At 66.6% G+C, this 21,448-nt stretch carries 21 protein-coding genes and 1 pseudogene; 7 read left to right on the top strand and 15 right to left on the bottom strand.

The features are described from left to right. Positions 1 to 21: 21 nt before the first annotated feature. The 7 genes from HH110_RS07060 to HH110_RS07030 all read right to left on the bottom strand — a co-directional run bounded on the left by HH110_RS07060 (position 22) and on the right by HH110_RS07030 (position 6,030). Entirely contained in the window at positions 22 to 1,395 is a 1,374-nt protein-coding gene (locus HH110_RS07060; protein WP_176989003.1) for a hypothetical protein, read from the bottom strand. 223 nt (positions 1,396 to 1,618) lie between these two features. Next, positions 1,619 to 1,933 carry a hypothetical protein gene (locus HH110_RS07055; RefSeq protein WP_176989002.1) on the bottom strand — a complete coding sequence of 105 codons (315 nt, stop codon included), beginning with the start codon at positions 1,931 to 1,933 and terminating at the stop codon, positions 1,619 to 1,621. 98 nt (positions 1,934 to 2,031) lie between these two features. Then, positions 2,032 to 3,222, bottom strand: a complete 1,191-nt coding sequence (locus HH110_RS07050; protein WP_176989001.1) for a methyl-accepting chemotaxis protein — start codon at positions 3,220 to 3,222, stop codon at positions 2,032 to 2,034. Between the two features lie 133 nt (positions 3,223 to 3,355). Continuing rightward, positions 3,356 to 3,970 carry a high frequency lysogenization protein HflD gene (gene hflD, locus HH110_RS07045; RefSeq protein ID WP_176989000.1) on the bottom strand — a complete coding sequence of 205 codons (615 nt, stop codon included), beginning with the start codon at positions 3,968 to 3,970 and terminating at the stop codon, positions 3,356 to 3,358. Then, a complete protein-coding gene (gene mnmA, locus HH110_RS07040) occupies positions 3,967 to 5,106 on the bottom strand; it encodes a tRNA 2-thiouridine(34) synthase MnmA (RefSeq protein ID WP_176988999.1) in 1,140 nt (379 codons plus the stop codon). Before mnmA ends, hflD begins: the two co-directional genes overlap by 4 nt. Next, positions 5,103 to 5,564, bottom strand: a complete 462-nt coding sequence (locus HH110_RS07035; protein ID WP_176988998.1) for an NUDIX domain-containing protein — start codon at positions 5,562 to 5,564, stop codon at positions 5,103 to 5,105. The genes mnmA and HH110_RS07035 overlap by 4 nt, the downstream gene beginning before the upstream one ends. Before the next feature lies 1 nt (position 5,565). After that, a complete protein-coding gene (locus HH110_RS07030; RefSeq protein WP_176988997.1) occupies positions 5,566 to 6,030 on the bottom strand; it encodes a hypothetical protein in 465 nt (154 codons plus the stop codon). 94 nt (positions 6,031 to 6,124) lie between these two features. On the opposite strand from HH110_RS07030, the gene clpS reads away from it, so the two are divergent. Next, positions 6,125 to 6,457, top strand: coding sequence for an ATP-dependent Clp protease adapter ClpS (gene clpS / locus HH110_RS07025; protein ID WP_176988996.1), 333 nt, complete (start codon positions 6,125 to 6,127; stop codon positions 6,455 to 6,457). Between the two features lie 122 nt (positions 6,458 to 6,579). Here the strand turns inward: clpS and HH110_RS07020 are convergent, their stop codons facing one another. Beyond that, positions 6,580 to 6,843, bottom strand: coding sequence for an aminoglycoside phosphotransferase family protein (locus HH110_RS07020; RefSeq protein ID WP_194243625.1), 264 nt, complete (start codon positions 6,841 to 6,843; stop codon positions 6,580 to 6,582). 131 nt (positions 6,844 to 6,974) lie between these two features. Here HH110_RS07020 and clpA point away from each other — a divergent pair, with 131 nt between their 5' ends. Further along, on the top strand, positions 6,975 to 9,254 hold the full coding sequence (clpA, locus tag HH110_RS07015) for an ATP-dependent Clp protease ATP-binding subunit ClpA (RefSeq protein WP_176988995.1): 2,280 nt from the start codon (positions 6,975 to 6,977) through the stop codon (positions 9,252 to 9,254). A gap of 77 nt (positions 9,255 to 9,331) precedes the next feature. Here clpA and HH110_RS07010 read toward each other — a convergent pair whose 3' ends face one another. The 6 genes and pseudogenes from HH110_RS07010 to HH110_RS06985 form a co-directional block, all read right to left on the bottom strand. Further along, positions 9,332 to 9,712: a hypothetical protein gene (locus HH110_RS07010; protein ID WP_176988994.1), complete on the bottom strand. Its 381-nt coding sequence runs from the start codon at positions 9,710 to 9,712 to the stop codon at positions 9,332 to 9,334. Positions 9,713 to 9,913: 201 nt separating this feature from the next. Continuing rightward, positions 9,914 to 10,132, bottom strand: a complete 219-nt coding sequence (infA, locus tag HH110_RS07005; RefSeq protein ID WP_005409596.1) for a translation initiation factor IF-1 — start codon at positions 10,130 to 10,132, stop codon at positions 9,914 to 9,916. 86 nt (positions 10,133 to 10,218) lie between these two features. Beyond that, on the bottom strand, positions 10,219 to 10,968 hold the full coding sequence (aat, locus tag HH110_RS07000) for a leucyl/phenylalanyl-tRNA--protein transferase (protein ID WP_176988993.1): 750 nt from the start codon (positions 10,966 to 10,968) through the stop codon (positions 10,219 to 10,221). Beyond that, positions 10,965 to 12,101, bottom strand: a complete 1,137-nt coding sequence (locus HH110_RS06995) for a GNAT family N-acetyltransferase (RefSeq protein ID WP_176988992.1) — start codon at positions 12,099 to 12,101, stop codon at positions 10,965 to 10,967. The genes aat and HH110_RS06995 overlap by 4 nt, the downstream gene beginning before the upstream one ends. Before the next feature lie 215 nt (positions 12,102 to 12,316). Beyond that, positions 12,317 to 12,640, bottom strand: coding sequence for a hypothetical protein (locus tag HH110_RS06990; RefSeq protein ID WP_176988991.1), 324 nt, complete (start codon positions 12,638 to 12,640; stop codon positions 12,317 to 12,319). 119 nt (positions 12,641 to 12,759) lie between these two features. Beyond that, positions 12,760 to 13,109 (bottom strand): annotated as a pseudogene (locus HH110_RS06985) (peptidogalycan biosysnthesis protein); the annotation flags it as partial. Positions 13,110 to 13,298: 189 nt separating this feature from the next. On the opposite strand from HH110_RS06985, the gene HH110_RS19415 reads away from it, so the two are divergent. Further along, on the top strand, positions 13,299 to 13,937 hold the full coding sequence (locus tag HH110_RS19415) for a GerMN domain-containing protein (protein WP_241696440.1): 639 nt from the start codon (positions 13,299 to 13,301) through the stop codon (positions 13,935 to 13,937). A 43-nt stretch (positions 13,938 to 13,980) separates the two neighbouring features. Continuing rightward, the gene (locus HH110_RS19410) at positions 13,981 to 14,841 is read left to right on the top strand and encodes an N-acetylmuramoyl-L-alanine amidase (RefSeq protein ID WP_241696439.1); all 861 of its coding nucleotides are present in this window, start codon (positions 13,981 to 13,983) and stop codon (positions 14,839 to 14,841) included. Positions 14,842 to 14,953: 112 nt separating this feature from the next. On the opposite strand, the gene trxB is transcribed toward HH110_RS19410, so the two are convergent. Beyond that, complete coding sequence (gene trxB / locus HH110_RS06975) at positions 14,954 to 15,916, bottom strand: thioredoxin-disulfide reductase (RefSeq protein ID WP_176988990.1); 963 nt, start codon at positions 15,914 to 15,916, stop codon at positions 14,954 to 14,956. A 255-nt stretch (positions 15,917 to 16,171) separates the two neighbouring features. Between trxB and HH110_RS06970 the strand changes: the two genes are divergently transcribed. From HH110_RS06970 to lolA, 3 genes are all read left to right on the top strand, one after another. Beyond that, complete coding sequence (locus HH110_RS06970; protein ID WP_176988989.1) at positions 16,172 to 18,529, top strand: DNA translocase FtsK; 2,358 nt, start codon at positions 16,172 to 16,174, stop codon at positions 18,527 to 18,529. A 69-nt stretch (positions 18,530 to 18,598) separates the two neighbouring features. Beyond that, positions 18,599 to 20,572: a DUF3857 domain-containing protein gene (locus HH110_RS06965; RefSeq protein ID WP_176988988.1), complete on the top strand. Its 1,974-nt coding sequence runs from the start codon at positions 18,599 to 18,601 to the stop codon at positions 20,570 to 20,572. A gap of 108 nt (positions 20,573 to 20,680) precedes the next feature. Continuing rightward, positions 20,681 to 21,319 (top strand): outer membrane lipoprotein chaperone LolA, encoded by a 639-nt coding sequence (gene lolA, locus HH110_RS06960; protein WP_176988987.1) that lies wholly within the window; start codon positions 20,681 to 20,683, stop codon positions 21,317 to 21,319. Positions 21,320 to 21,448: the final 129 nt, after the last annotated feature.

Below are 21,448 nucleotides of genomic sequence, written 5' to 3'. Positions count from 1 at the left end.
GCTCGCATGATCGACGCACGGTCAATCCGGCGTGATCGGCTCCATCCGTTCGATCAACGAGGCGAACCCCCCCAGATTTCGGATGCAATCGTGACTGCCAACCAGCACCTCGCCGGTCGGCGTGACCTTGATCCATTCCGCACCCGCGCCTCCCAAGCTTCCGCGCGGCATGCGGCGCCAAAGGTTGCGTTGTGGATTCCAGAACCGGAGCACCCCGGTGGTACCAGTGACACGGCCGGCATCGGTCAATCCCAACCATCCTGATGGGCAGGGATGCAGTGCGGCACCGTCCAGCAGTCCAGGTACAGCCACGTGCGTTGTGTCTCCCGTCGAGACATCGATGCACACAATGCGCTTCCGCCAGGGTTGCACCCAGCCATACCGGTCGCCGCCGAGCGGAACCCACGGAATCACCCCGAGACCCTCCGATGGAAAGCCCATGGGCATTGGCTCCAGACAGCCCGGATGCCAGGTGTGGAATCGGCCACCCAGTGCGATCAGTCCACCGCCGGAATCAAGCTGAATCACCGCGTTGCCTCCCAGCTCCCGAACGCCGGGCGTAACGTCTTCGCAGCGTAGGGGTGACGGGCAGCCGAATCCGGTTATCCGCCACGTTCTGCGTATACCGAGCAGGAACAGGTCCTCGCCGACGAAACCGTGTACGCAGATGCGCTCAGGCCGGCCTTTCTTGGAGCGCGGCACCGGCAGCAGTCGCCACTGGAAATCCAGGCGGGGTGATCGGAAGGCGTAGCGCAGACCACTATCCGTCATCCCGGGAAGCGTGACGTCTGCGACGCAGATCTCCCCGCTGGCAGACCACTGCGCGTTTTCGCAGGTCGGACCCGGTGGCCCGATCCGCGGCGGCCAGGCGGCAAGGTCCAGCCACCGCCCGGTCGCGTCCGAGGCATGCCGTCCGCTGACCAGTGTGGTTGTGGCGGACAGCGCGTCTGCAGAGACGGCGATGTCCAGGGTGTCAGCCTCAAGGGCCGGGCCAGCAGGGACCGTCGGTGTGGTCTGGCCGAACCGGAAGCCGGGTTCCATCAAGCAGGACATCGTCAAGCCCTGACCTGTCACCAACGCCGCGATGGCGTCCAGATCGTCGGGCCGGATCAGCAGCAGGCGGTACTGATCGTCACCACGCTCAAGCAGGTACAGCCACAGTCCGAGGACGGTGCATGTCTGACCCAGCCGGCCGGCCCAGATATCACCGCTGGCGTCGCCCAGATCGGCTGCCACGCTGTCCAGCAGTGGGTCCGCGACGACGGGATACCAGGTTGCCCAGCCAGCGCGCAGCGCCTGGAGCGCTTCCGCGGCGGTTGCCGTCCAGTCGACGCGGGGCTCATCTTCGTGCGCCAGCAGTTCCTGCCAGCAGCCAGGTGTCATCGAAGCACGCATGCGCTCGGTCCGGGGGAAGCGATCGCGGCGCATCGGCGGAGCGGGGCGGTGCCCATCATCAGGCTTCCGTCAGTGCTGAGGAGGCCCGCAGTGTGGTGGTGGCCAGTGCTGATGTCGATGCAACTTTTCGTAAACGATCAACCGCCCGTCCATGGGTGGAGCCCTCCCACAGACGCGGGTAGCGCCGGTGGTCGCAGTCGCGGCAGATGCGACCCGCTGGCGCTCAGCCGCGAGGACCTACCGCTTCTTCGAGCACATCACCGCTCAAACCCAGGTCCCACGCCAAGCCAGCGATGGCGGGATCGATGGCGGAGGGCAGGGCGGCAACAGCGTGCGCGGGATGCCTGGCCAGCTGCGCCAGTTCCTGCCGGGCGAGTTGCTCCAGCCGTTCAATCAGGTCGCGCCCCTGCAGCGGGGTGGCAGGCACCGCGGGGGCGTCAGGCAGGGCGACGGGAATTGCGCCGTCACTGCTCTGCACCGCCGGGTCCAGCTCGGCGGGGACAACGGATGCAACGGACAACACGGACGCATTCAACATCGGACCATCATCTGCAGCCAGGGCGGGGAGTGCAAGCGCAACGGCCCCGGGGGTACCGGGGCCGCAGGGTGTGCCGCGTGCGGCACGTTACCGCTGGATCAGAACAGTTCGACCGCGCCTGCGGCCATGCTCTGCTGGGCGACCGCCTTGTGCGGCGGTCGCTCCCATTCGGTGCGCATGTCGCGCAGGCGGGCGCCGGTGCGCTGGAGGGCGGTCACGACCTCTTCGTCGAACACGCCACCACTGCGGTGCAGCAGTTCCTGCAGGGCCACGGCCTCGCGGTTGATCGCGGTCAGGCGATCCAGGTGGGTGTGCACGCCGCCCAGGGCCTGGGTCGCGATGTCCTCGAACTGCAGGGCGCGGACCGCTTCGGCGACGCTGCTGTCGATGGCACGGCCGCACTCGGAAATCTCGCGCATCCCGTCGCCCAGCGAGGCGTTGATCTGGGCCACGTTGTCCAGCATCTGCGCGGCTTCGTGGCGCGCTTCGCGGGAACGGTCCATATCGCGGGAGGCCATGTGCGAAACCGTCTCGCGGACCTTGGCGATGGCGTCCTTGGAGCTGTGCGCCAGCTTGCGGATCTGCTCGTTGAAGGTGGTCGAGCGCTCGGACAGATTGCGGACCTCGTCGGCGACCACCGCGAAACCGCGACCTGCTTCATCGGCACGCGCTGCTTCGATGGCGGCATTCAACGCCAGCAGGTTGGTCTGGTCGGCGATCGACTTGACGTCTTCCAGCAGCGCGAAGATGCCATCCAGGTGCTGCGCCATCTGGTCGATGTGCTGCACGGTGTTGCTGCTCTGGCCGCTGACCTGCTCCAGCGCTTCGACCAGCTGCTCCATGCGCTGGCTGGCATGCTGGGCGAAACGGGCCACGTCCACGCCGGCACCGCCGTCTTCACCGGCACGGTCGACGATGCGGGCCAATGCCTGGCTCTGCTGGCGCGACTTGCGGTTCATGGCATCGAAGCTGCTGCCCAGGCCGCTGACCGCGTGGCGGATCAGGTCGCGGGCACGTTCGACTTCGCCACGCGAGCCGTCGATTTCGTTGCCGACGAACGAGCGCAGCTCGGTCAGCAGCTGGTCCTGCTCGCGCAGGATGCGGGCCTGTTCAGGCGAACGCTGGGTCTGGGCGCGGGCCGACCACCAGGCAAACCCGAGCCAGCTGAGCGTCATCGTGGTCAGGATCGCCCAACGCAGGGCGGCTGGCCACTCGAAGCCGATGGCAAAGGGAAGCAGAAGGGTCAGGACCAGGGGGGCGGCCAGGCGGATGAAGAGGCGTGAGTACATGGACGTTCTCGGGGAGGTGCACGGATGCTGTATCGGCCGTACCCCGGTTTGCTTTAGTCCTGCACCGCACATTCGATCAAAAACCCGACGTTCCGGCCCCCATGTAGAGCCACCCCATGGGTGGCTGCCAAGGTCAGCGCAGCTGGCGGGCGATCGCCTCCAGCATGGTCTTGCGGGAGAACAGGAAATCCCAGTACTGGCCGCCGGTCTGGCGCCAGAGCACCGCCGAACGGACCGCGGCGAGCAGCAGCGCACGGATCTCGGCGACCACGCCGGCCTGGCCCAGGTAGTGCGGGTTGCCCTGGACCATCACGCGCGGCTTGAGGTTGCTGATGGTGTCGGCGTACAGGCCGCCCAGCGCGGCGAGCACGTCGGGATGGGCGCTGTCGCCCAGCTCGCTGGCCTGCGCCTGGGCACGCTCGATGCCGGTGCTGACCTTGGCCACGATCTCGTGCTCACGCACGAAGCGGCGCTCCAGCTGCAGGACCGAGAGCGCCAGCCGCGGCACGTGCTCGTCCTGGCCCTGGCTGCTCAGGTAGTTGTGCAGCAGGCGCAGGCCCGGGGCGACATTGCTGGCGCTGCCGTAGATCTCCTGCGGGCTGGCCGCGTCGATGCGGAACACACTGTCCACCGCGGTACGGACCACGGCGGCTTCGGAGTGGCCGGTTTCGGCGATGCGGCGCACCTGCTGCAGGGCCTGGGCGATGCCGGCCAGAGCAAGAACGCGGTCGTCGACGGAAAAACTCATGCAGCAGATACCTCGAAAGGAGAAGGGGTGGCGCGCAGGCGCTGTTCCAGTGGCGCATCGGTGGCGGCGATGACGGCGCCGCCGAGGCAGACCTCATCGTCATACAACACCAGCGATTGACCAGGGGTGACGGCACGCTGTGGCCGGGCGAAGCGCACCTCCAGGGTGCCATCGTCGCGCACGGTGACCGTGCACGGTTCATCCGGCTGGCGGTAGCGGGTCTGGGCGGTGCAGTCGAACCGGCGCGCAGGCGGAGCGCCGGCGATCCAGTGGGCGACTTCGGAATGCAGCCGGGTCGACTGCAGCCAAGGGCTCTCGCGGTCCTGGTCGACATACAGCACGTTGCTGGCGACATCCTTGCCCACCACGTACCACGGCGCGGCCGGCCGGCCACGCACGCCGCCGATGTTCAGACCCTCGCGCTGGCCCAGCGTGAAGTAGAACACGCCGGGATGTTCGGCGATCAGGGCGCCATCAGGATCGCGGATCTCGCCCGTCTTCGCCGGCAGGTAACGGCCGAGGAACTCGCGGAAGTCGCGTTCGCCGATGAAGCAGATCCCGGTCGAATCCTTTTTCGCGTAGGTCGGCAGCCGCGCGTCGCGGGCGATCCGGCGCAGGTCGTTCTTCTGCAGGTCGCCGATCGGGAACAGCGTGGCGGCCAGCTGTTCCTGGCCCAGCTGGTGCAGGAAGTAGCTCTGGTCCTTGCTGCGGTCGGCACCGCGCAGCAGCGCCCAGCGCCCGCCGACCTGCGCGATGCGGGCGTAATGCCCGGTCGCGATGCGCTCGGCGCCGAGCTCACGCGCGGCGTCGAGGAAATGCTTGAATTTCACTTCGCGGTTGCACAGCACGTCCGGGTTGGGCGTGCGCCCGGCCGCGTATTCGGCCAGGAAGTGCTCGAACACGCCCTGCCAGTACTCGCCGGAGAAATCGCGGAAGTGGAACGGGATGCCGAGCAGCCCACAGACCGCCACGGCGTCGCGACGGTCATCTTCGGCGCGGCAGTCGCCGCTGCCGTCGTCGGCCCAGTTCTGCATGAACAGGCCGGCCACCGGCTCGCCCTGCTGGACCAGCCGCCAGGCCGCGACCGAGGAGTCCACGCCGCCCGAGACCCCGACCATGATCCGTGGGGTGCTCATGCGACCTCCTTCACCAGCGACAGCGGATGGCGCTGGCCGGCGAGGTAGTCGGCGACCACCTGCCATACCAGCGGGCTGCGCAGGCGGGTCGGATCGGCCTTCAGCTCGGCCGGGGTCAGCCAGAGCGCGCGCAGGATCCCGGTGTCGAGGGGACGCGCGGGATCGTGCGAGAGCGCTTCGGCCGCGTAGGCAAAGCGCAGGAACGGCGTGCCGTCCGGGGCGGTCCACTGGTAGGTGCCGATGAAGGCGCTCAGGCGCACCGTCCAGCCGGTTTCCTCCAGCGTTTCGCGGACCGCGGCAGCGGCCAGGCTTTCGTCCGGCTCCAGGTGCCCAGCAGGCTGGTTCAGCACCTGGCGACCGTCGATCGCCTCCTCGACCAGCAACAGACGCCCGTCACGGACCACCACGGTGGCCACGGTGACATGGGGCGTCCAGCGCGGTTCCTGCACGGCGCTCACCTCAGTACTCGTCCTGCTCGGTCAGCTCGAGCTCCATCGCATCGGCGGTGCGGACCGCGGCATCGATCGCGTCGCTGAGCGCCTCCGGCGTGGCGTTGGCGTCGACCTTGACCACGAACATCGCCAGCTGGTCCTGCTTCACCCAGGCCCCCATCTTGGCGTCCTGGGAATCCTCGAGCAGGCGGTTGGCCACCGCGGCCGGGAACTGCTTGCCCGGCGCGTTGTAGGCCGGCGACCAGATCTCACGGATCGTGTGCTTGCCGAACTCCTCGACGGTGGAGCGCACGAAGGCCAGCTGGCTGCGGCCATCGTCCATGTCGAAGACCATCTTGTAGTCGCCGTCCTCGTCCACCTCGTAGGTGTAGTCGAGCGTGTCCAGTGCACGCCCGACGGCCTTGTCCGGCTCGGCCGCGTGGGCGCCGGTGGCAGTCACGGCCAGCAGCAGTGCGGCAGCAATCCTTTTCATGAAATCCCTGTGAACGTCGGTTGGAGAGTGCAGATTGTGAAGGGCCGCAGGGGGCGACGTCCAATCCGGGGGAGCGGGGCCCTATAATGTGGGTATGCCCCGCGAGACTTCCCACGAAACTCATCACGACCACGGCGTGCTGCTTGAGCCTGCACGTCCCGAGGTCGCGCCGCCGCCGCTGTACCAGGTGATGCTGTTGAACGACGACTACACCCCGATGGATTTCGTGGTGACCGTCCTGCAGCACTTCTTCTCCATGGACCTGGACAAGGCCACCCAGGTGATGCTCCACGTGCATACCCGCGGCCGCGGCGTGTGCGGGGTGTTCACCCGCGAGGTCGCCGAATCCAAGGTTGCCCAGGTCAACGAGTTCTCGCGCATGAACCAGCATCCGCTGCTGTGCACGATGGAAAAGGCCAGCGGCTGAGGGCGGAAGCCCTTCTCACGTGCGGCTCCAGCGCCGTCCGCGCCTTGGCCAGAGATGCACCCGCGCTCGCGCGGGTCGGCCAGCAGCCGCTGCACTCGCGATCTGCACTGTTCCAGCAGCGGTCATAGCGCCCGCCAACATCCACCGCGCCCCAGACGGGGCAGCAGATCGCTGAGCCCCTGAAACGGGGGCACCGCCCGCGCGGCGCCGTCGCCGTCCCACCAGTCCAGCAGCAGGTGGCCGTTGGGTTCTTCGGCATGCGTGCTCATCTTCAACATCGCCGGGGTGCCGTCGGGCAGGCGTACCGGCCAGAGCCGGCCCCGCGGGGTCTCGATGACATCGCCGTCACGGTGAAGCTGCCATTTCGTGGCCGGAAGTTCGTGCATGATGGAGGCTCGTCGAATGGAGGGGCGCGATCGGCGGAGTGCTAACGCCGTATGAACGCACTGATCCGCTAGGGTGATGGAAATCGTGATGGTTGGCCGCATATTGTTCCCAACAGCCGCCGGAGTTAATCATGTTCAGTAAAGACCTCGAACACACCATCGGACAGTGCTACAAGCGCGCCCGTGAGGCCCGGCATGAATTCATGACGGTGGAACACCTGCTGCTGGCCCTGCTCGACAACCCGTCCGCCCAGGCTGTCCTGAAGGCCTGCGGCGCGGATGCCGAGCGCCTGCGCCAGGAACTGGAACAGGCCATCGAGGCCTCGGTCTCCCGCCTGGCCGAAGATGACGGGCGTGATACCCAGCCGGCCCTGGGCTTCCAGCGTGTGCTGCAGCGCGCCGTGTACCACGTGCAGTCCTCGGGCAAGAAGGAGGTCACCGGCGCCAATGTGCTGGTGGCGATCTTCGGCGAGAAGGACTCGCATGCGGTGTATTACCTCAACCAGCAGGACGTGACCCGGCTGGATATCGTCAACTACCTCTCCCATGGCATCGCCAAGCTGGGCGAGGAGGGCGAAGTGCCGCCTGCCGCCGATGGTGAGGGCCGCGCCGAGGGCGCCGAAGGCGAGGGCAAGGGCGATGCGCTGGCCGAGTTCGCCAGCAACCTCAACGACCAGGCCCGCAACGGCAAGATCGACCCGCTGGTGGGCCGCGCCGATGAGATCGAGCGCACCATCCAGGTCCTGTGCCGCCGCCGCAAGAACAACCCGCTGTACGTGGGCGAGGCCGGCGTGGGCAAGACCGCGATCGCCGAAGGCCTGGCCAAGCGCATCGTGGAAGGCTCGGTACCGGACGTGCTCGCCGATGCGGTGATCTACTCGCTGGACCTGGGCGCCCTGGTCGCCGGGACCAAGTACCGCGGCGACTTCGAAAAGCGCCTGAAGGGCGTGTTGACCGCGATGAAGAAGCTGCCGAACGCGGTGCTGTTCATCGATGAGATCCACACCATCATCGGCGCCGGCTCGGCCTCGGGCGGCACCATGGATGCCTCCAACCTGATCAAGCCGGCCCTGGCCTCCGGCGAGCTGCGCTGCATCGGCTCGACCACCTTCCAGGAGTACCGCGGCATCTTCGAGAAGGATCGGGCGCTGGCCCGGCGCTTCCAGAAGATCGACATCGTGGAACCCACCGTGGGCGAAACCTACGAAATCCTGCAGGGCCTCAAGCCCAAGTATGAAGCGCACCATGGCGTGACCTACGCAGATGACGCGCTGCAGGCCGCGGTGGACCTGTCGGTCAAGCACATCAACGACCGCCTGTTGCCGGACAAGGCGATCGATGTGATCGACGAAGCCGGTGCCCGCCAGCGCCTGCTGCCGGACGGCGAGCGCAAGGAACTGATCGACATCGAGGAGATCGAGACCATCGTCGCCAAGATGGCGCGGATTCCGGCCAAGCAGGTCAGCGCGACCGACAAGGACGTGCTCCAGCACCTGGAGCGCAACCTGAAGATGGTGATCTTCGGCCAGGACCCGGCCATCGAGACGCTGTCCTCGGCGATCAAGCTCGCCCGCTCGGGGCTGGCCAATCCGGAAAAGCCGATCGGCAACTTCCTGTTCTCCGGCCCGACCGGCGTCGGCAAGACCGAGGTCACCAAGCAGCTCGCGCTGCATCTGGGCATCGAGCTGGTCCGCTTCGACATGAGCGAGTACATGGAATCGCATTCGATCAGTCGCCTGATCGGTGCGCCTCCGGGCTATGTCGGCTTCGACCAGGGTGGCCTGCTGACCGAGAAGATCGTCAAGACCCCGCACTGCGTGCTGCTGCTGGACGAGGTGGAGAAAGCCCACCCGGACATCTTCAACATCCTGCTGCAGGTCATGGACCGCGGTGTGCTGACCGACACCAATGGCCGTGAGGCGAACTTCAAGAACGTGGTGCTGGTGATGACGACCAATGCCGGCGCGGCGCAGGCCTCGCGGCGGTCGATCGGCTTCACCCGCCAGGACCATGCCACCGACGCGATGGAAGTGATCCGCAAGAGCTTCACGCCGGAGTTCCGCAACCGTCTGGACGCAATCGTGCAGTTCCAGGCGCTGGGCTTCGAGCACATCCTGCGCGTGGTGGACAAGTTCCTGATCGAGCTGGAAATGCTGCTGCAGGAAAAGCACGTCAGCCTGTCGGCCACGCCGACCGCGCGCGACTGGCTGGCCCACCATGGCTTCGACCCGCTGATGGGTGCCCGCCCGATGGCCCGTGTGATCCAGGACAAGATCAAGCGTCCGCTGGCTGACGAGCTGCTGTTCGGCAAGCTGGTCAACGGCGGTCGGGTCAGCATCGACGTCCGCGACGACCAGTTGTTCGTCGAGACCGAGGCCGAGCCGGAGCGCCTGTTGCCGGCCACCGTGTGATCGCGCGGCCGGCGCTGTCGAGATGAATCGAAAAGCCCCCGCAAGGGGGCTTTTCTGTGCGCGGGCCGGGCGCCTGCTCAGCGGCGGGCGCGGGCCTTGCGGTTGAACTGCTCTGCGGTGAGAGGCTCCACCGCGGCCACGTCACAGCTCTGGCTGTTGGTGTGCAGCTTGCTCACGCCGCCACCGCACAGCTGGCCGTCCTGGCCCGGCGTGGCGAAGTCGAGTTTGGACGACATGGCGGCGCTGCTGCAGGAGCGGTCAAAACGGACGAGATAGTGCTGGTCGCCGTTGCGCAGCAGCACATCGCGGTCGGCACGGTTGCGCACCACCTGCTTGTCCGGGGACAGGGTGATGCAGTCGGCGGGCGCGGCCGGTTCGGCGGCCTGAACGGACGCGGCGGCCGCGAGGCAGGTGGCGAGCAGGAACAGGGAGGTCGGGCGCTTCATGGCGGGGGCCATCGGGTCGGGATCCGGATTGGATCGAGAGCCAGAGTGGACCGTTGCGTGCCAGGGCGAATCTGCATCAAGGCATCCTGACCGACGTCAGGGTGCACTGGGTCAGGGTGCCGCATGGCAGGGTGGGGGCTGTCTCCTGAATGCCGCCCACGCGAAAAGGCCAGCACCTGGCTGGCCTTCTGGCGGGAACAACCCCCGGACCGCTTACTTCATGCGGTAGGTGATGCGACCCTTGGTCAGGTCGTACGGGGTCATTTCGACCTTGACGCGGTCGCCCGTCAGGATGCGGATGTAGTTCTTGCGCATGCGGCCGGAGATGTGGGCGATGATTTCATGCCCATTTTCCAGTCGTACGCGGAAAGTGGTGTTCGGCAGCGTCTCGCTGACGGTGCCCTCGAACTCGATGGAGTCGTCTTTCGACATGTAGTCCTGTGCAGTTCTGTAACCGGCCGAGCTGGCCTGAAGAGCGGGCATTTTACGCGGGTCGGGCGTTTGATGCAAAGTTTTGGTTAAGGCGCGCCAGGATCGGCCAGGGCGGCGGCGGCCAGCGTACCGAACAGATCGCTCCAATCGCCTGCGGCAGCTGGCTGTTGGACCTGTTCACGCACCAACGCGAGGAAGCGCTGCCGCGGCCAGTGTTCGGCGCCCATGCGCAGCAGGTGGTCGTTTTCCACCTGCGCATCGATCAGCGGCCAGCCCCAGCCGGCCAGCCGATGGGCCAGGCCGGCCAAGGCGACCTTGGAGCCGCCGGATGCTGCGCTGAACATGCTCTCGCCGAAAAATATCCGCCCGATCGCCACCCCGTAGATGCCGCCGACCAGCCGTGCGTCGTCGAACACCTCCACCGAGTGCGCGAAGCCGAGCCGGTGCAGGTGGACATAGGCATCGCGCATGTCCCGCGTGATCCAGGTGCCGTCCTGGCCCGGGCGCGGGCTGGCCGCGCAGGCATCGATCACCTGCTCGAAACAGGTATCGGCCCGCAGCGTCCACGTGCTCTGCCGCAACGAGCGGCGGAAGCGGCTGGACAGGTGCACGGCGTCGGTGCGGAACACCATGCGCGGGTCCGGCGACCACCACAGCAGCGGCTGGCCCTCGGAGAACCACGGGAAGATGCCGCCCGCATACGCATTGAGCAGCCGCACCGGGGAGAGGTCGCCGCCGAGCGCGAGCAGGCCGTCGGGATCGCGGAGAGCGGTCTCCGCGGGCGGGAAGGGGGCCTCGGATGCATCGTCCAGGCGCCAGGGCAAGCGGCGGCTCATGCCGGGTCGACCTTGTCAGCCTTGAACGGGCTGTGCGCCGCCAGCACCCGCGCATAGTGGGCGACCTCGGCGCGTTCCTGTGCGCACCACGCCACCAAGGCTTCGGCAAAGGCCGGTTCTGCAATCCAGTGGCGGCTGCGCACCGTGTGGGGCAGGAACCCGCGGGCCAGCTTGTGCTCGCCCTGCGCGCCCGGTTCAAAGCGGGCCAGACCCTCGCGCAGGCAGTAAGCGATGCCCTGGTAATAACAGGTCTCGAAGTGCAGCCCGGGCAGGGTGGCGCCGCCCCAGTAGCGGCCGTACAACGTATCCGCGCCACGCAGGCACAGCGCACCGGCGACCGGCTCGCCGTCGAGCAGAGCCAGGAAGATCACCAGCGCGCGCGGCATCGTGCGGGCGAGGTGCTCCAGGAACGGGAGCGTCAGTGCGGGCGAGTTGCCGTACTCGGCGAAAGTCTGCAGGTAGAAGCCGTGCATGGCACGCAGGTCGGCTTCGGTGGCCTCATCCCCCTGCACGATGCGATACGTGACGCCGCTGCGCGCGAGCTTGGCGCGCTCCTGGCGGATGTTCTTGCGGTGTTTGTGATCCATCGCGCCGAGGAAGTCGTCGAAGGTCTGCCAGCCACCGGGGTTGTGCCACTGGAACTGGATGTCCTCGCGCAGCAGCCAGTCCGGGCTGAAGGCCGGGTCTTCGTCGGCAGGATGGAAATTGACGTGGGCGGAGGACCAGCCCAGGCGCGCCACTTCGCCCGCCAGCAGTGCCAGCAGGGCGCCCCTGTCTTCAGTCGTGCGCGCAAGCACGCGGGGGCCGGTCACCGGCGAGTACGGCACCGCGCCCAGCCACTTGGGGAAGTAGTCCAGCCCATGCTGGGCATAGGCGTGGGCCCAGGCGTGATCGAACACGAACTCGCCGTGCGAGTTGTCCTTGAGGTAGCCGGGGATTGCCGCCACCAGGGCGTCGCCCTCCCATAGGGCGAAGTGGCGCGGCCGCCAGCCCCACTCCGGGCGCAGGCAACCGTGTTCTTCAAGGCCGGCGAGGAAGGCGTGCGACAGGAACGGGTTGCGTCCGTCGTGCAGGGCGTCCCAATCGTCGGGAGGGATTTCCTGCAGATTGTGAAGGAAGCGGCTCGTTGGCATGTTGCAAGGATAGGTCAGGATCGCTGGCGCGTGTGCGTTCCAGACCCCGTCTATCGCGGGTCAAAGTGCGATCGGAACTACGTCTTGGGTTCAATGGCGCACTGAGACGTGATGCTTGGAACGATGTCCCGCGGGTGAGGAAGCTTGGTGGTGTCGCCAACGTGGCGGCAGAAGCACCAACCTGAGGGGAAGGCATGAAGTGCATAAGCAAAGCACTAGTGGGCGGCTTTTGCGCTCTGTTTCTTTTTGTACCCGCTGCGTCGGATGCGCGCGGACTGCCCTCGCGAGCGTCTGTCGATATCGAAGCGGAGATGGCCTTTGATGCTCTGTTGTCCAGCGTTGCTCAGAAAACGCTCGACCAGTACAGGATGAAGGCGGGCTCTCAGGCGCCAGATCAGGCCGTCGCCCGGTTTGATGTATCGACTGGTAGCGTAACGGTCGAACTCAGAGGGTGGTTGCCGGAAACGGGAGGGGCAGAGCTGGAAGACCTTCAGGGCCAGTTGATGAATGAAGTCCTTGATCAGGCTCGCCTCATCCATCCCGCTTCCGGCATTGAGTTCCGTTACAACGGGAAAAGTTTCGAAGAACACTATCCCGAAGAGGCGGCTGCCGACGGGGTGAGATCTCCCCTCCGCTGGACCTCGCCGGTAAGGGCGCGCAGCAGCGTGGCGCGCGCGCCCTCGCTGCAGGCCAGCAGGCGCGGTCCGGTCACCGGCGAATACGGCACCGCGCCCAGCCACTTCGGAAATGCTCCAGCCCGTGCCGCGCATACACGAATTCCCCATGCGAGTTGTCCTTCAGGTAACCGGAGAGGGCCGCCAACAGAGAGCCGCCGTCCCACAGGGTGAAGTGCCGCGGCCGCCAACCCCATTCCGGTCGCAGGCAGCCGTGTTCTTCAAGACCGGACAGAAAGGCATGGCTTACGAAGGGGTTGCTGCCATCGTGCAGGGCATCCCACGCGGCGGACGGCACATCGGAGAGACGGTGCAGGAAGCGCGCATCGGGCATGGGGAAGGACAGGGCACGGTGATGGGAAGTCGGGCGCCAGAGGGATCATCAATGCAGTTTCCAGGTTCGATCAAATCGCAGGCCCAGTGCTGCCCGCAATTGTGCGTCAGTGCAGCCCCGCCAACGGGTGCCGGAAGCAAACTTGCGTGACGCGCCTCGTAGCGTTCCCTCCATCATCAGGTAAGGGTCATGAAGATAGACCGTTTTGGGCGAAGTGCTTTTTTTGCTCTACTTGCATTCTGCGGTTTTGCCTCCGAATGGGTGGCCGCCAAAGAGGTGGCACTACCGGCCCTGGCGGAGACCGATGCGTCGCTGGATTCTCTGCTGACCCGTGAAGCGCAGCGGCTGCTTGATGCGGACCGCCTCAGGTCCTCAAAGACGCCAAGCGTCACCGTGCGAGTAAAGGCGGACATCGCAGAGAATCTTCTGGTTATTGATTTTGGTGCTGGATTTCTGCCTGCCGAGCAGGATCACTCCACGGAAGAGATTGTGCAGTACATCAGTAATACCTTGGCTGCCTATGCTGGGCAGGCAGGCCTTCACGAGGTGCAGGTGCAGGTTTTGTACGAAGGCAAGCCGTTCGAGTTTTACTTTCCATGGCCATATGATCCAGACCACCGCGCAGAGACAGCGCGTGTGCTGAATGGGATCGTCCTGGTCTCGGCGGGCCATGGGTTGGTCCGGGTCCACCCGGGTGGGGAATGGGAGTACCAGCGCCGCGTGTATCACGGAGTACGGGAAGATCTGATAACGCCTGGATATGCGGATGAGCTCCAACAGTTGATGCAGGACCGCAGTCAAGTGGGTGGTGCATCGAGCCCGGCGTGACGGCGTCGAGCCTCATCCGGAAGCACTCCAGCCGTGGGAACAGATGTCCTCGCGCTATCACCTGAAGGCACTGCTGCCTGAGCGGGTCGACATCTGGAACCACTTTGCAGGCAGCACTGCGCGAGATCGGGAGGTGCTCGACGATATCAGGGCAAGGCCCTACTTTGCGAACCATCTTGGTGCCGAGGGCATGATCAGCATTCACACGAATGGGGACGACAGTGGGGTGGCGCGCGGCAGCCGGGTGTATTTCCATCGAGGAAAGCCGCAAGATCGTGAGCTGGCAGCAATGTTGCTCTGCTATATGAAAGAGCTGATCACCGCGGAGGACGGTTACTCGGAGTTCCCTGTTTCGACGTCGCCCTCCAGCGGCAACCACGGTGAAAATGGGTTCGCCACCATGCCTGCGGCCGTGGTTGAAGTCGCCTTTCACACGAATGCAGCTGACGCTATGGCGCTGCAGGATCCACTTTTTCGTACAGCAGCCATGAAAGGAGTGGAGAAGGGCTATCGCCTCCATCGCGAGGGCAGGGACTGCGCACCTCTCAAAGCGGGCCCGATAAGGGGCCTCCAGTTATCTCAAGGTATGTCCGAAGAGGTGGATGTCCCGTTCGAGGGCTATCCGCAATACCCGATCGAGCTGGTTACCACCAACATCGCGTGCCCGCCAACCTGGACGTGCCGGGACGGTCTGGTCCGCATCCATGCACCGGGCGACCAGCCGTACAGGATCACGATTCGGTGCGAGAACGTCGGCACCGCCCCCGTCCTCTGGCACACCTCGGTGGTGGATGCCGACGGGGTGAAATCTCCCCCCGTTCGGCACTCTGTTGTGTGCATCCGCAATACCGGACGGGCCGATCTGGAAGTATCTGTCGCGGCGGGGGCCGCTGTCGCTGGCTAGGCTGCCCACGGAGCTGCCTGCGCATCCTGCGGATGGGCTCCACGCGAACGCACGACGAAAGGGCCAGCGAAACCTCGCCGGCCCTTTCTTCTCTACCCAGGCCCGGCCTGCCTTAGTCCAGCTTGCCCTTCGCATCCAGGTAGCGCTCGGCATCCAGCGCGGCCATACAGCCGAAGCCGGCCGAGGTGATCGCCTGGCGGTAATGCTGGTCAGCCACGTCGCCGGCGGCGAACACGCCTTCCACCGAGGTCTGGGTGGCGTTGCCGCCCAGGCCCGAACGGATGTCCAGGTAGCCGTTGTTCATGGTCAGCTGGCCATCGAACAGGCTGGTGTTGGGGTGGTGGCCGATCGCCACGAAGAAGCCATGGGCCTCGATGTCGCGGGTGCTGCCGTCCAGGGTGGACTTCACGCGCACGCCGGTCACGCCAGCGTCGTTGCCCAGCACTTCCTCGACCTGGTGGTGCCACACGGTCTCGATCTTGCCGGCCTCGACCTTGGCGAACAGCTTGTCCTGCATGATCTTTTCCGCCTTGAGGGTGTCGCGGCGGTGGACCAGGTAGACCTTGCGGGCGATGTTGGACAGGTACAGGGCCTCTTCCACGGCGGTGTTGCCGCCGCCGACCACGACCACGTCCTGGTCCCGGTAGAAGAAGCCATCGCAGGTGGCGCAGGCCGACACGCCGCGGCCCTTGAAGGCCTCTTCGCTGGGGATGCCCAGGTACTTGGCGGTGGCGCCGGTGGCGATGATCAGGGCGTCGCAGGTGTATTCGGCGCTGTCACCGATCAGCTTGAACGGGCGCTGGGAGACATCGGCGGTGTGGATGTGATCGAAGATGACCTCGGTCTCGAAGCGCTCGGCGTGCGCCTGCATGCGGGTCATCAGGTCCGGGCCCATCAGGCCGTGCGCATCTCCAGGCCAGTTGTCCACCTCGGTGGTGGTCATCAGCTGGCCGCCCTGCTGCAGGCCGGTGATCACGACGGGCTTGAGGTTGGCGCGCGCGGCGTAGACGGCGGCGGTCCAGCCGGCCGGGCCGGAACCAAGGATCAACAGGCGGGAGTGCTTGGAGTTGCTCATGTAAGCTCGCAATAGAAGGTAGGACGGGGTGCCTGCACAGTGATTGCGCGGCATCCGAGCGAAGTCATAGAGTGGCGGCAGGGGCGGGGCGATTCAAGGCGCGCAGTGGAACGCGGCGACCCGCCGAGCGCGACTGACCTCCCTGCGCCGGTGTTTTGACGCGGGCCGTGCCGGCCGGCGGCCGACACCTACCGGGGTAGGGTCCAGTCGTTTATTATCAAGCACTAACAGTGCATTCCCAAGGTGTGGTCTAAGGTGGCGAAACAGGTCCCGGAACGAGCCAAGGCGTCCGACAGCAAGGCAGCGCCGCGCAAACCGGCCAGCGTGGACAATCCGCGCCGGCAGCGCCTGTGGCGCGATCTGGGGTTGATCGCGGTCGCCCCGGCATTGCTGTATCTGGTGGCCAGCCTGTTCACCTACTCGGCCACCGATCCGGGCTGGTCGCATACCGGCAGCGTGGTCGCGCCGGTCCACAACATGGGCGGCCGCGCCGGCGCCTGGATCGCCGACGTGCTGCTGCAGCTGTTCGGCTACATGGCCTTCGTGCTGCCGATCGTGCTGGGCGCACTGGCCTGGATCGCGATGTTCGGCCTCAAGCGCGAGGCCAAGGGCGAGCATGATCTCGATCCCGCGCTGCGCCTGGTTGGCCTGGTCGGCTTCCTGATCGCCGGCACCGGCTTCCTGCACCTGCGCCTGTTCGTCGCCGATGTGGCCCATGCCGGCGGCATCCTCGGCAAACTGGTGGGCAGCTCGCTCAGTGTCGGTTTCGGCGCCTTGGGCGCCAATCTGTTCGTGCTGGTGCTGCTGCTGGCCTCGATCACCCTGGCGACCGGTATTTCCTGGTTCGTGGTGATGGAAAAGATCGGCAACTGGGTGCTGGCATTGCCGCCGCTGTTCAACAAAAAGAGAGAGCAGGCCACCGAGTGGCAGCAGACCCGCGCGATGCGCGAGGAACGCCAGGAAGTGCGCAAGGTCGACGCCGAGGTCCGCGCCAAGCGCGAGCCGGTCAAGATCGAGCCGCGCCCGGAGCCGGTGCTGGAGAAGAGCGACCGCGCCAAGCGCGAGACCCAGATTCCGATGTTCCGCGGGGTCAACGGCGATGGCTCGGACGTGCCGCCGCTGGCGCTGCTGGACGATCCCAAGCCGCAGCCCAAGGGCTATGACGAGGGCACGCTGGAGACGCTCTCGCGCCAGATCGAGTTCAAGCTCAAGGATTTCCGCATCGACGCCCGGGTGGTGGGTGCGTATCCGGGCCCGGTGATCACCCGCTTCGAGATCGAGCCGGCCCCGGGCATCAAGGTCAGCCAGATCAGTTCGCTGGACAAGGACATCGCCCGCGGGCTGTCGGTGAAGTCGGTGCGCGTGGTCGATGTGATCCCCGGCAAGTCGGTGGTGGGTCTGGAGATTCCCAACGTCACCCGCGAGATGATCTATCTCTCCGAGCTGCTGCGCTCCAAGGAATACGACAAGTCGGCCAGCGTGCTGACGCTCGCGCTCGGCAAGGACATCGCCGGCCGCCCGACCGTGGCCGATCTGGCGCGCATGCCGCACCTGCTGGTCGCCGGCACCACCGGCTCGGGCAAGTCCGTGGCGGTCAATGCGATGGTGCTGAGCCTGCTGTACAAGGCCTCGCCGAAAGACCTGCGGATGCTGATGATCGACCCGAAGATGCTCGAGCTGAGCGTCTACCAGGGCATCCCGCACCTGCTGGCGCCGGTGGTCACCGACATGAAGGAGGCTGCCAACGGCCTGCGCTGGTGCGTGGCCGAGATGGAGCGCCGCTACAAGCTGATGAGCGCGGTGGGCGTGCGCAACCTGGCCGGCTTCAACAAGAAGGTCAAGGACGCCCAAGACGCCGGGCAGCCGATGATGGACCCGCTGTTCAAGCCGAACCCGGAGCTCGGCGAGGCTCCGCGTCCGCTGGAGACGCTGCCGTTCATCGTGATCTTCATCGACGAATTCGCCGACATGATGATGATCGTCGGCAAGAAGGTCGAGGAACTGATCGCGCGCCTGGCGCAGAAGGCGCGTGCGGCCGGCATCCACCTGATCCTGGCTACCCAGCGTCCCTCGGTGGACGTGATCACCGGTCTGATCAAGGCCAACATCCCGACCCGCATCGGCTTCCAGGTCAGTTCCAAGATCGATTCGCGCACCATCCTCGACCAGTCCGGCGCGGAAACCCTGCTCGGCCACGGCGACATGCTGTACCTGCCGCCGGGCACGGCGCTGCCGGACCGCGTGCACGGTGCGTTCGTCTCCGATGAGGAAGTGCATCGGGTGGTGGAACACCTCAAGGCCAGTGGCCCGACCGATTACATCACCGGCGTGCTGGACGAAGTGCAGATGATGGGCGATGGCGTCGTGGTCGGCCCCGGCGGCCTGCCGGAGGCGGGCGGCGGTGGCGGCGATGAGTCCGATCCGCTGTATGACGAGGCCCTGCGCATCGTCACTGAAACCCGTCGCGCGTCGATCTCCGGCGTGCAGCGCCGCCTGAAGATCGGCTACAACCGCGCCGCGCGCCTGATCGAAGCGATGGAAGCGGCGGGCGTGGTCAGCCCGCCCGAGCACAACGGCGACCGCAGCGTGCTGGCGCCGCCGCCGCCCAAGTAACGCCGGCCTCGGACTGGCTGCATGGCACCCGGGCGCCGCCCGGGTGTTGCCGAGCACAAGGAACCTGCAATGAAGCCGATGATCTGGACGATGCTGGGCGCCATGACGCTCGCGCCGGGAGTGGCGTGGGCCGATGCGCAGCCCGTGCCGCCACCCGCGACACCCGTGGCCCCGAGCACCCCGGGCGGGCAGGGCGGCCCGGCTGCGGGCGCTGACGCGCAGGCCAGCAACAATTTCAGTTTCGTCCGCTATCGCGCCGACTACGTGGTGCGCCCCGATGCAGGCAACACGCAGACCGAAGAGTACGAAATCCTGCTCAAGACCAAATCGGCGGTCGAGCAGTTCAGCCAGGTGCGGCTGAGCTACAGCGAGAAGATGGAAACGCTGGAGGTGCTGCAGGCCTACACCCTGACCGCCGATGGCCAGCGCCGGGACGTGCCGGCCGACCGCATCTACACCCAGGAAAGCTACTCCAGCGCGGCCGCGGCGATGTATGCCGACCGCAAGGTGCGCGTGGTCGTGTTCCCGAATCTGGCGCCCGGCACGCGGGTGGTCTACCAGACCCGCCGGACCCAGAACACGCCGTACTTTCCGGGTTACTTCGGCCTGTGGGAGACCTTCAGCGTGTTCACGCCGTACGACGACGCGCGGGTGACGCTGACCGCGCCGGCCAACCTGCCGATGCAGGTGGAGCAGCGCGGCGTCCAGGGCAGCACCACACCGCGCATCCGCGACGGGCTGGCGCGGTGGGAGTGGCAGTACCGGCGCAGCGAACCGCTGAGCGCGCAGAACTGGTCGGCCGCGCCATGGGAGTACAGCCCGGGGATCATGGCCAGCACGTATCGGGATTGGGCCCAGGTGGCGCAGGCCTATCAACGCAAGGGCGGCGAGGCGGCTGCGGTGACCCCGCAGATCCAGGCACTGGCCGACGATCTTACCCGGGGCATCACCGACCGCCGCGAGCAGGCCGCCGTGCTCTACCGCTGGGTGTCGCAGAACATCCGCTACGTCGCCGTCTACCTCGGCAACGGTGGGCTGGAACCCAATCCCGCGCAGAGCATCCTCGACAACCACTACGGCGACTGCAAGGACCACGTGGTGATCCTGGAGGCGCTGCTGGCGGCGCGCGGCATCGAGAGCACGCCGGTGCTGATCGGCGCCGGGGGCGGGCCGACCCTGCCGACGATTCCGCTGCTGGGCCGCTTCAACCACGCGATCACCTACCTGCCCGAGTTCGACCTGTACCTGGATTCGACCACCGCCTATGCGCGCTTCGGCCAGTTGCCCGATGGCGACCTGGGTGCGCCGGTGCTGCACACCCGGCAGGCGAAGGTCGCGCGGACGCCTGCCAACGACGCCACCCGCAACGGCACCGGCCTGGAGGTGGATTTCCGCTTCGACGCCGCCGGCAACCTGGTCGGGCAGACCGTGCAGCAGCCGAGCAGCGTGGCCGAGATCGGCATGCGGGCGGCGTTCGCACGGCTCAACGCGCAGAACCGCGCGCGGGCCGAGGAGTCGATGATGGCCGCCTCCGGCTTCGATGGCAGTGGCGCGCTGACGCTGCTCGGCGATCCGCAGGACCTGACCCGGCCGTTCAATTTCCGCTACGACTTCCGGGCCAGCGACTACGTCGATTTCGGCGTGGTCGGCGGCATGGTGCTGCCCGACGCACCGGGTGGCGACTCGTTCCGTGACCTGTATGCCAGCACCTCGGCACCGGACAACGCCACGCCGTTCTACTGCAACGACAGCCTGCGCGATGAGCGCTACCAGCTCACGTTCCCGGCCAACGTGCCGATCGTCGCGATCCCGCGCAGCCAGCGCTTCGACAATGCCGCCGGCGAGTACCGGGTGGACTGGTCGCGCGAAGGGCAGGTGGTCACCGTGCAGCACCGCCTGCACCAGCGCGCCGTGCGCGGGGCGGATGCGCTGTGCCAGCCGCAGGATTACGCCGCCTTCCGCGCGCTGTACCAGCAGGTCCGGCGCGGCTTCCGCGGGCAGGTGGTGTATGGCGATCTGAAGTCGGTCCAGGCGGGGCCGTGACGGGCGTTCGGACCCGCTGGTTCCAGCGCATAATGTGCCCCTGATCGCCCATTCAGGATTGAATGGGCACACTCCCTTCCATCCTTCCCATTCGCCTGGATACCTCGCATGCACACCACCTTCCGCCGCTCCCTGCTTGCCGCCACCCTGGTCGTGGCAAGTGTTGGTTCGGCTTCGGCCTGGGCGGGCGCCCGTGATGAGCTCAACCGTTTCACCCAGGGCCTGAAGGGCCTGGACGGACAGTTCAGCCAGCAGGTGTTCGACAGCAAGGGCAAGGTCAAGGAAACCACCAGCGGCCGTGTCGCGCTCTCCGCGCCGCGCCTGTTCCGCTGGGAGTACATCAAGCCGCACGAACAGCTGATCGTGGCCGATGGCAAGAAAGTCTGGGTCTACGAGCCGGACCTGGAGCAGGCCAGCGTGCGCCCGCAGGGCCAGGAAGAGCAGAACAGCCCGCTGACCGCCCTGATCAATCCGGCGCTGCTGGACAAGCAGTACGACGTCAGCGAAGAAGCCGCGGTGCGCGATGGCCTGCAGTGGCTGGCGCTGAGCCCGAAGCGCGATACCGATACCGCCTTCCAGTATGCCGCGCTGGGCTTCAACGGCCAGGGCCTGGCCCGCATGGAAGTGGTCGATGCCGTGGGTCAGCGCACGGTGATCAACTTCACCGGCTGGAAGCGCAACCCGAGCTTCGCCTCGGGCACTTTCAGCTTCACCCCGGCCAAGGGCGTGGACGTCATCGGCGAGTAAGCGGGGCGGATCATCGGCGCGCCCTGGTCGCTGCACGGGGTGGAGCCAGGCCATGCCTGGCTGGGCCTTCCCGCTATCGCGCCCGCCGCCCGGAAAGCAGCCAGGCATGGCCTGGCTCTACCGTGGCGA

Source organism: Stenotrophomonas sp. SAM-B (assembly GCF_013387485.1).
Classification (GTDB): Bacteria; Pseudomonadota; Gammaproteobacteria; order Xanthomonadales; family Xanthomonadaceae; genus Stenotrophomonas; species Stenotrophomonas maltophilia_AA.
Note: the sequence above shows the minus strand (reverse complement) of the source record. Positions and strands in the feature narration are given on the sequence as shown.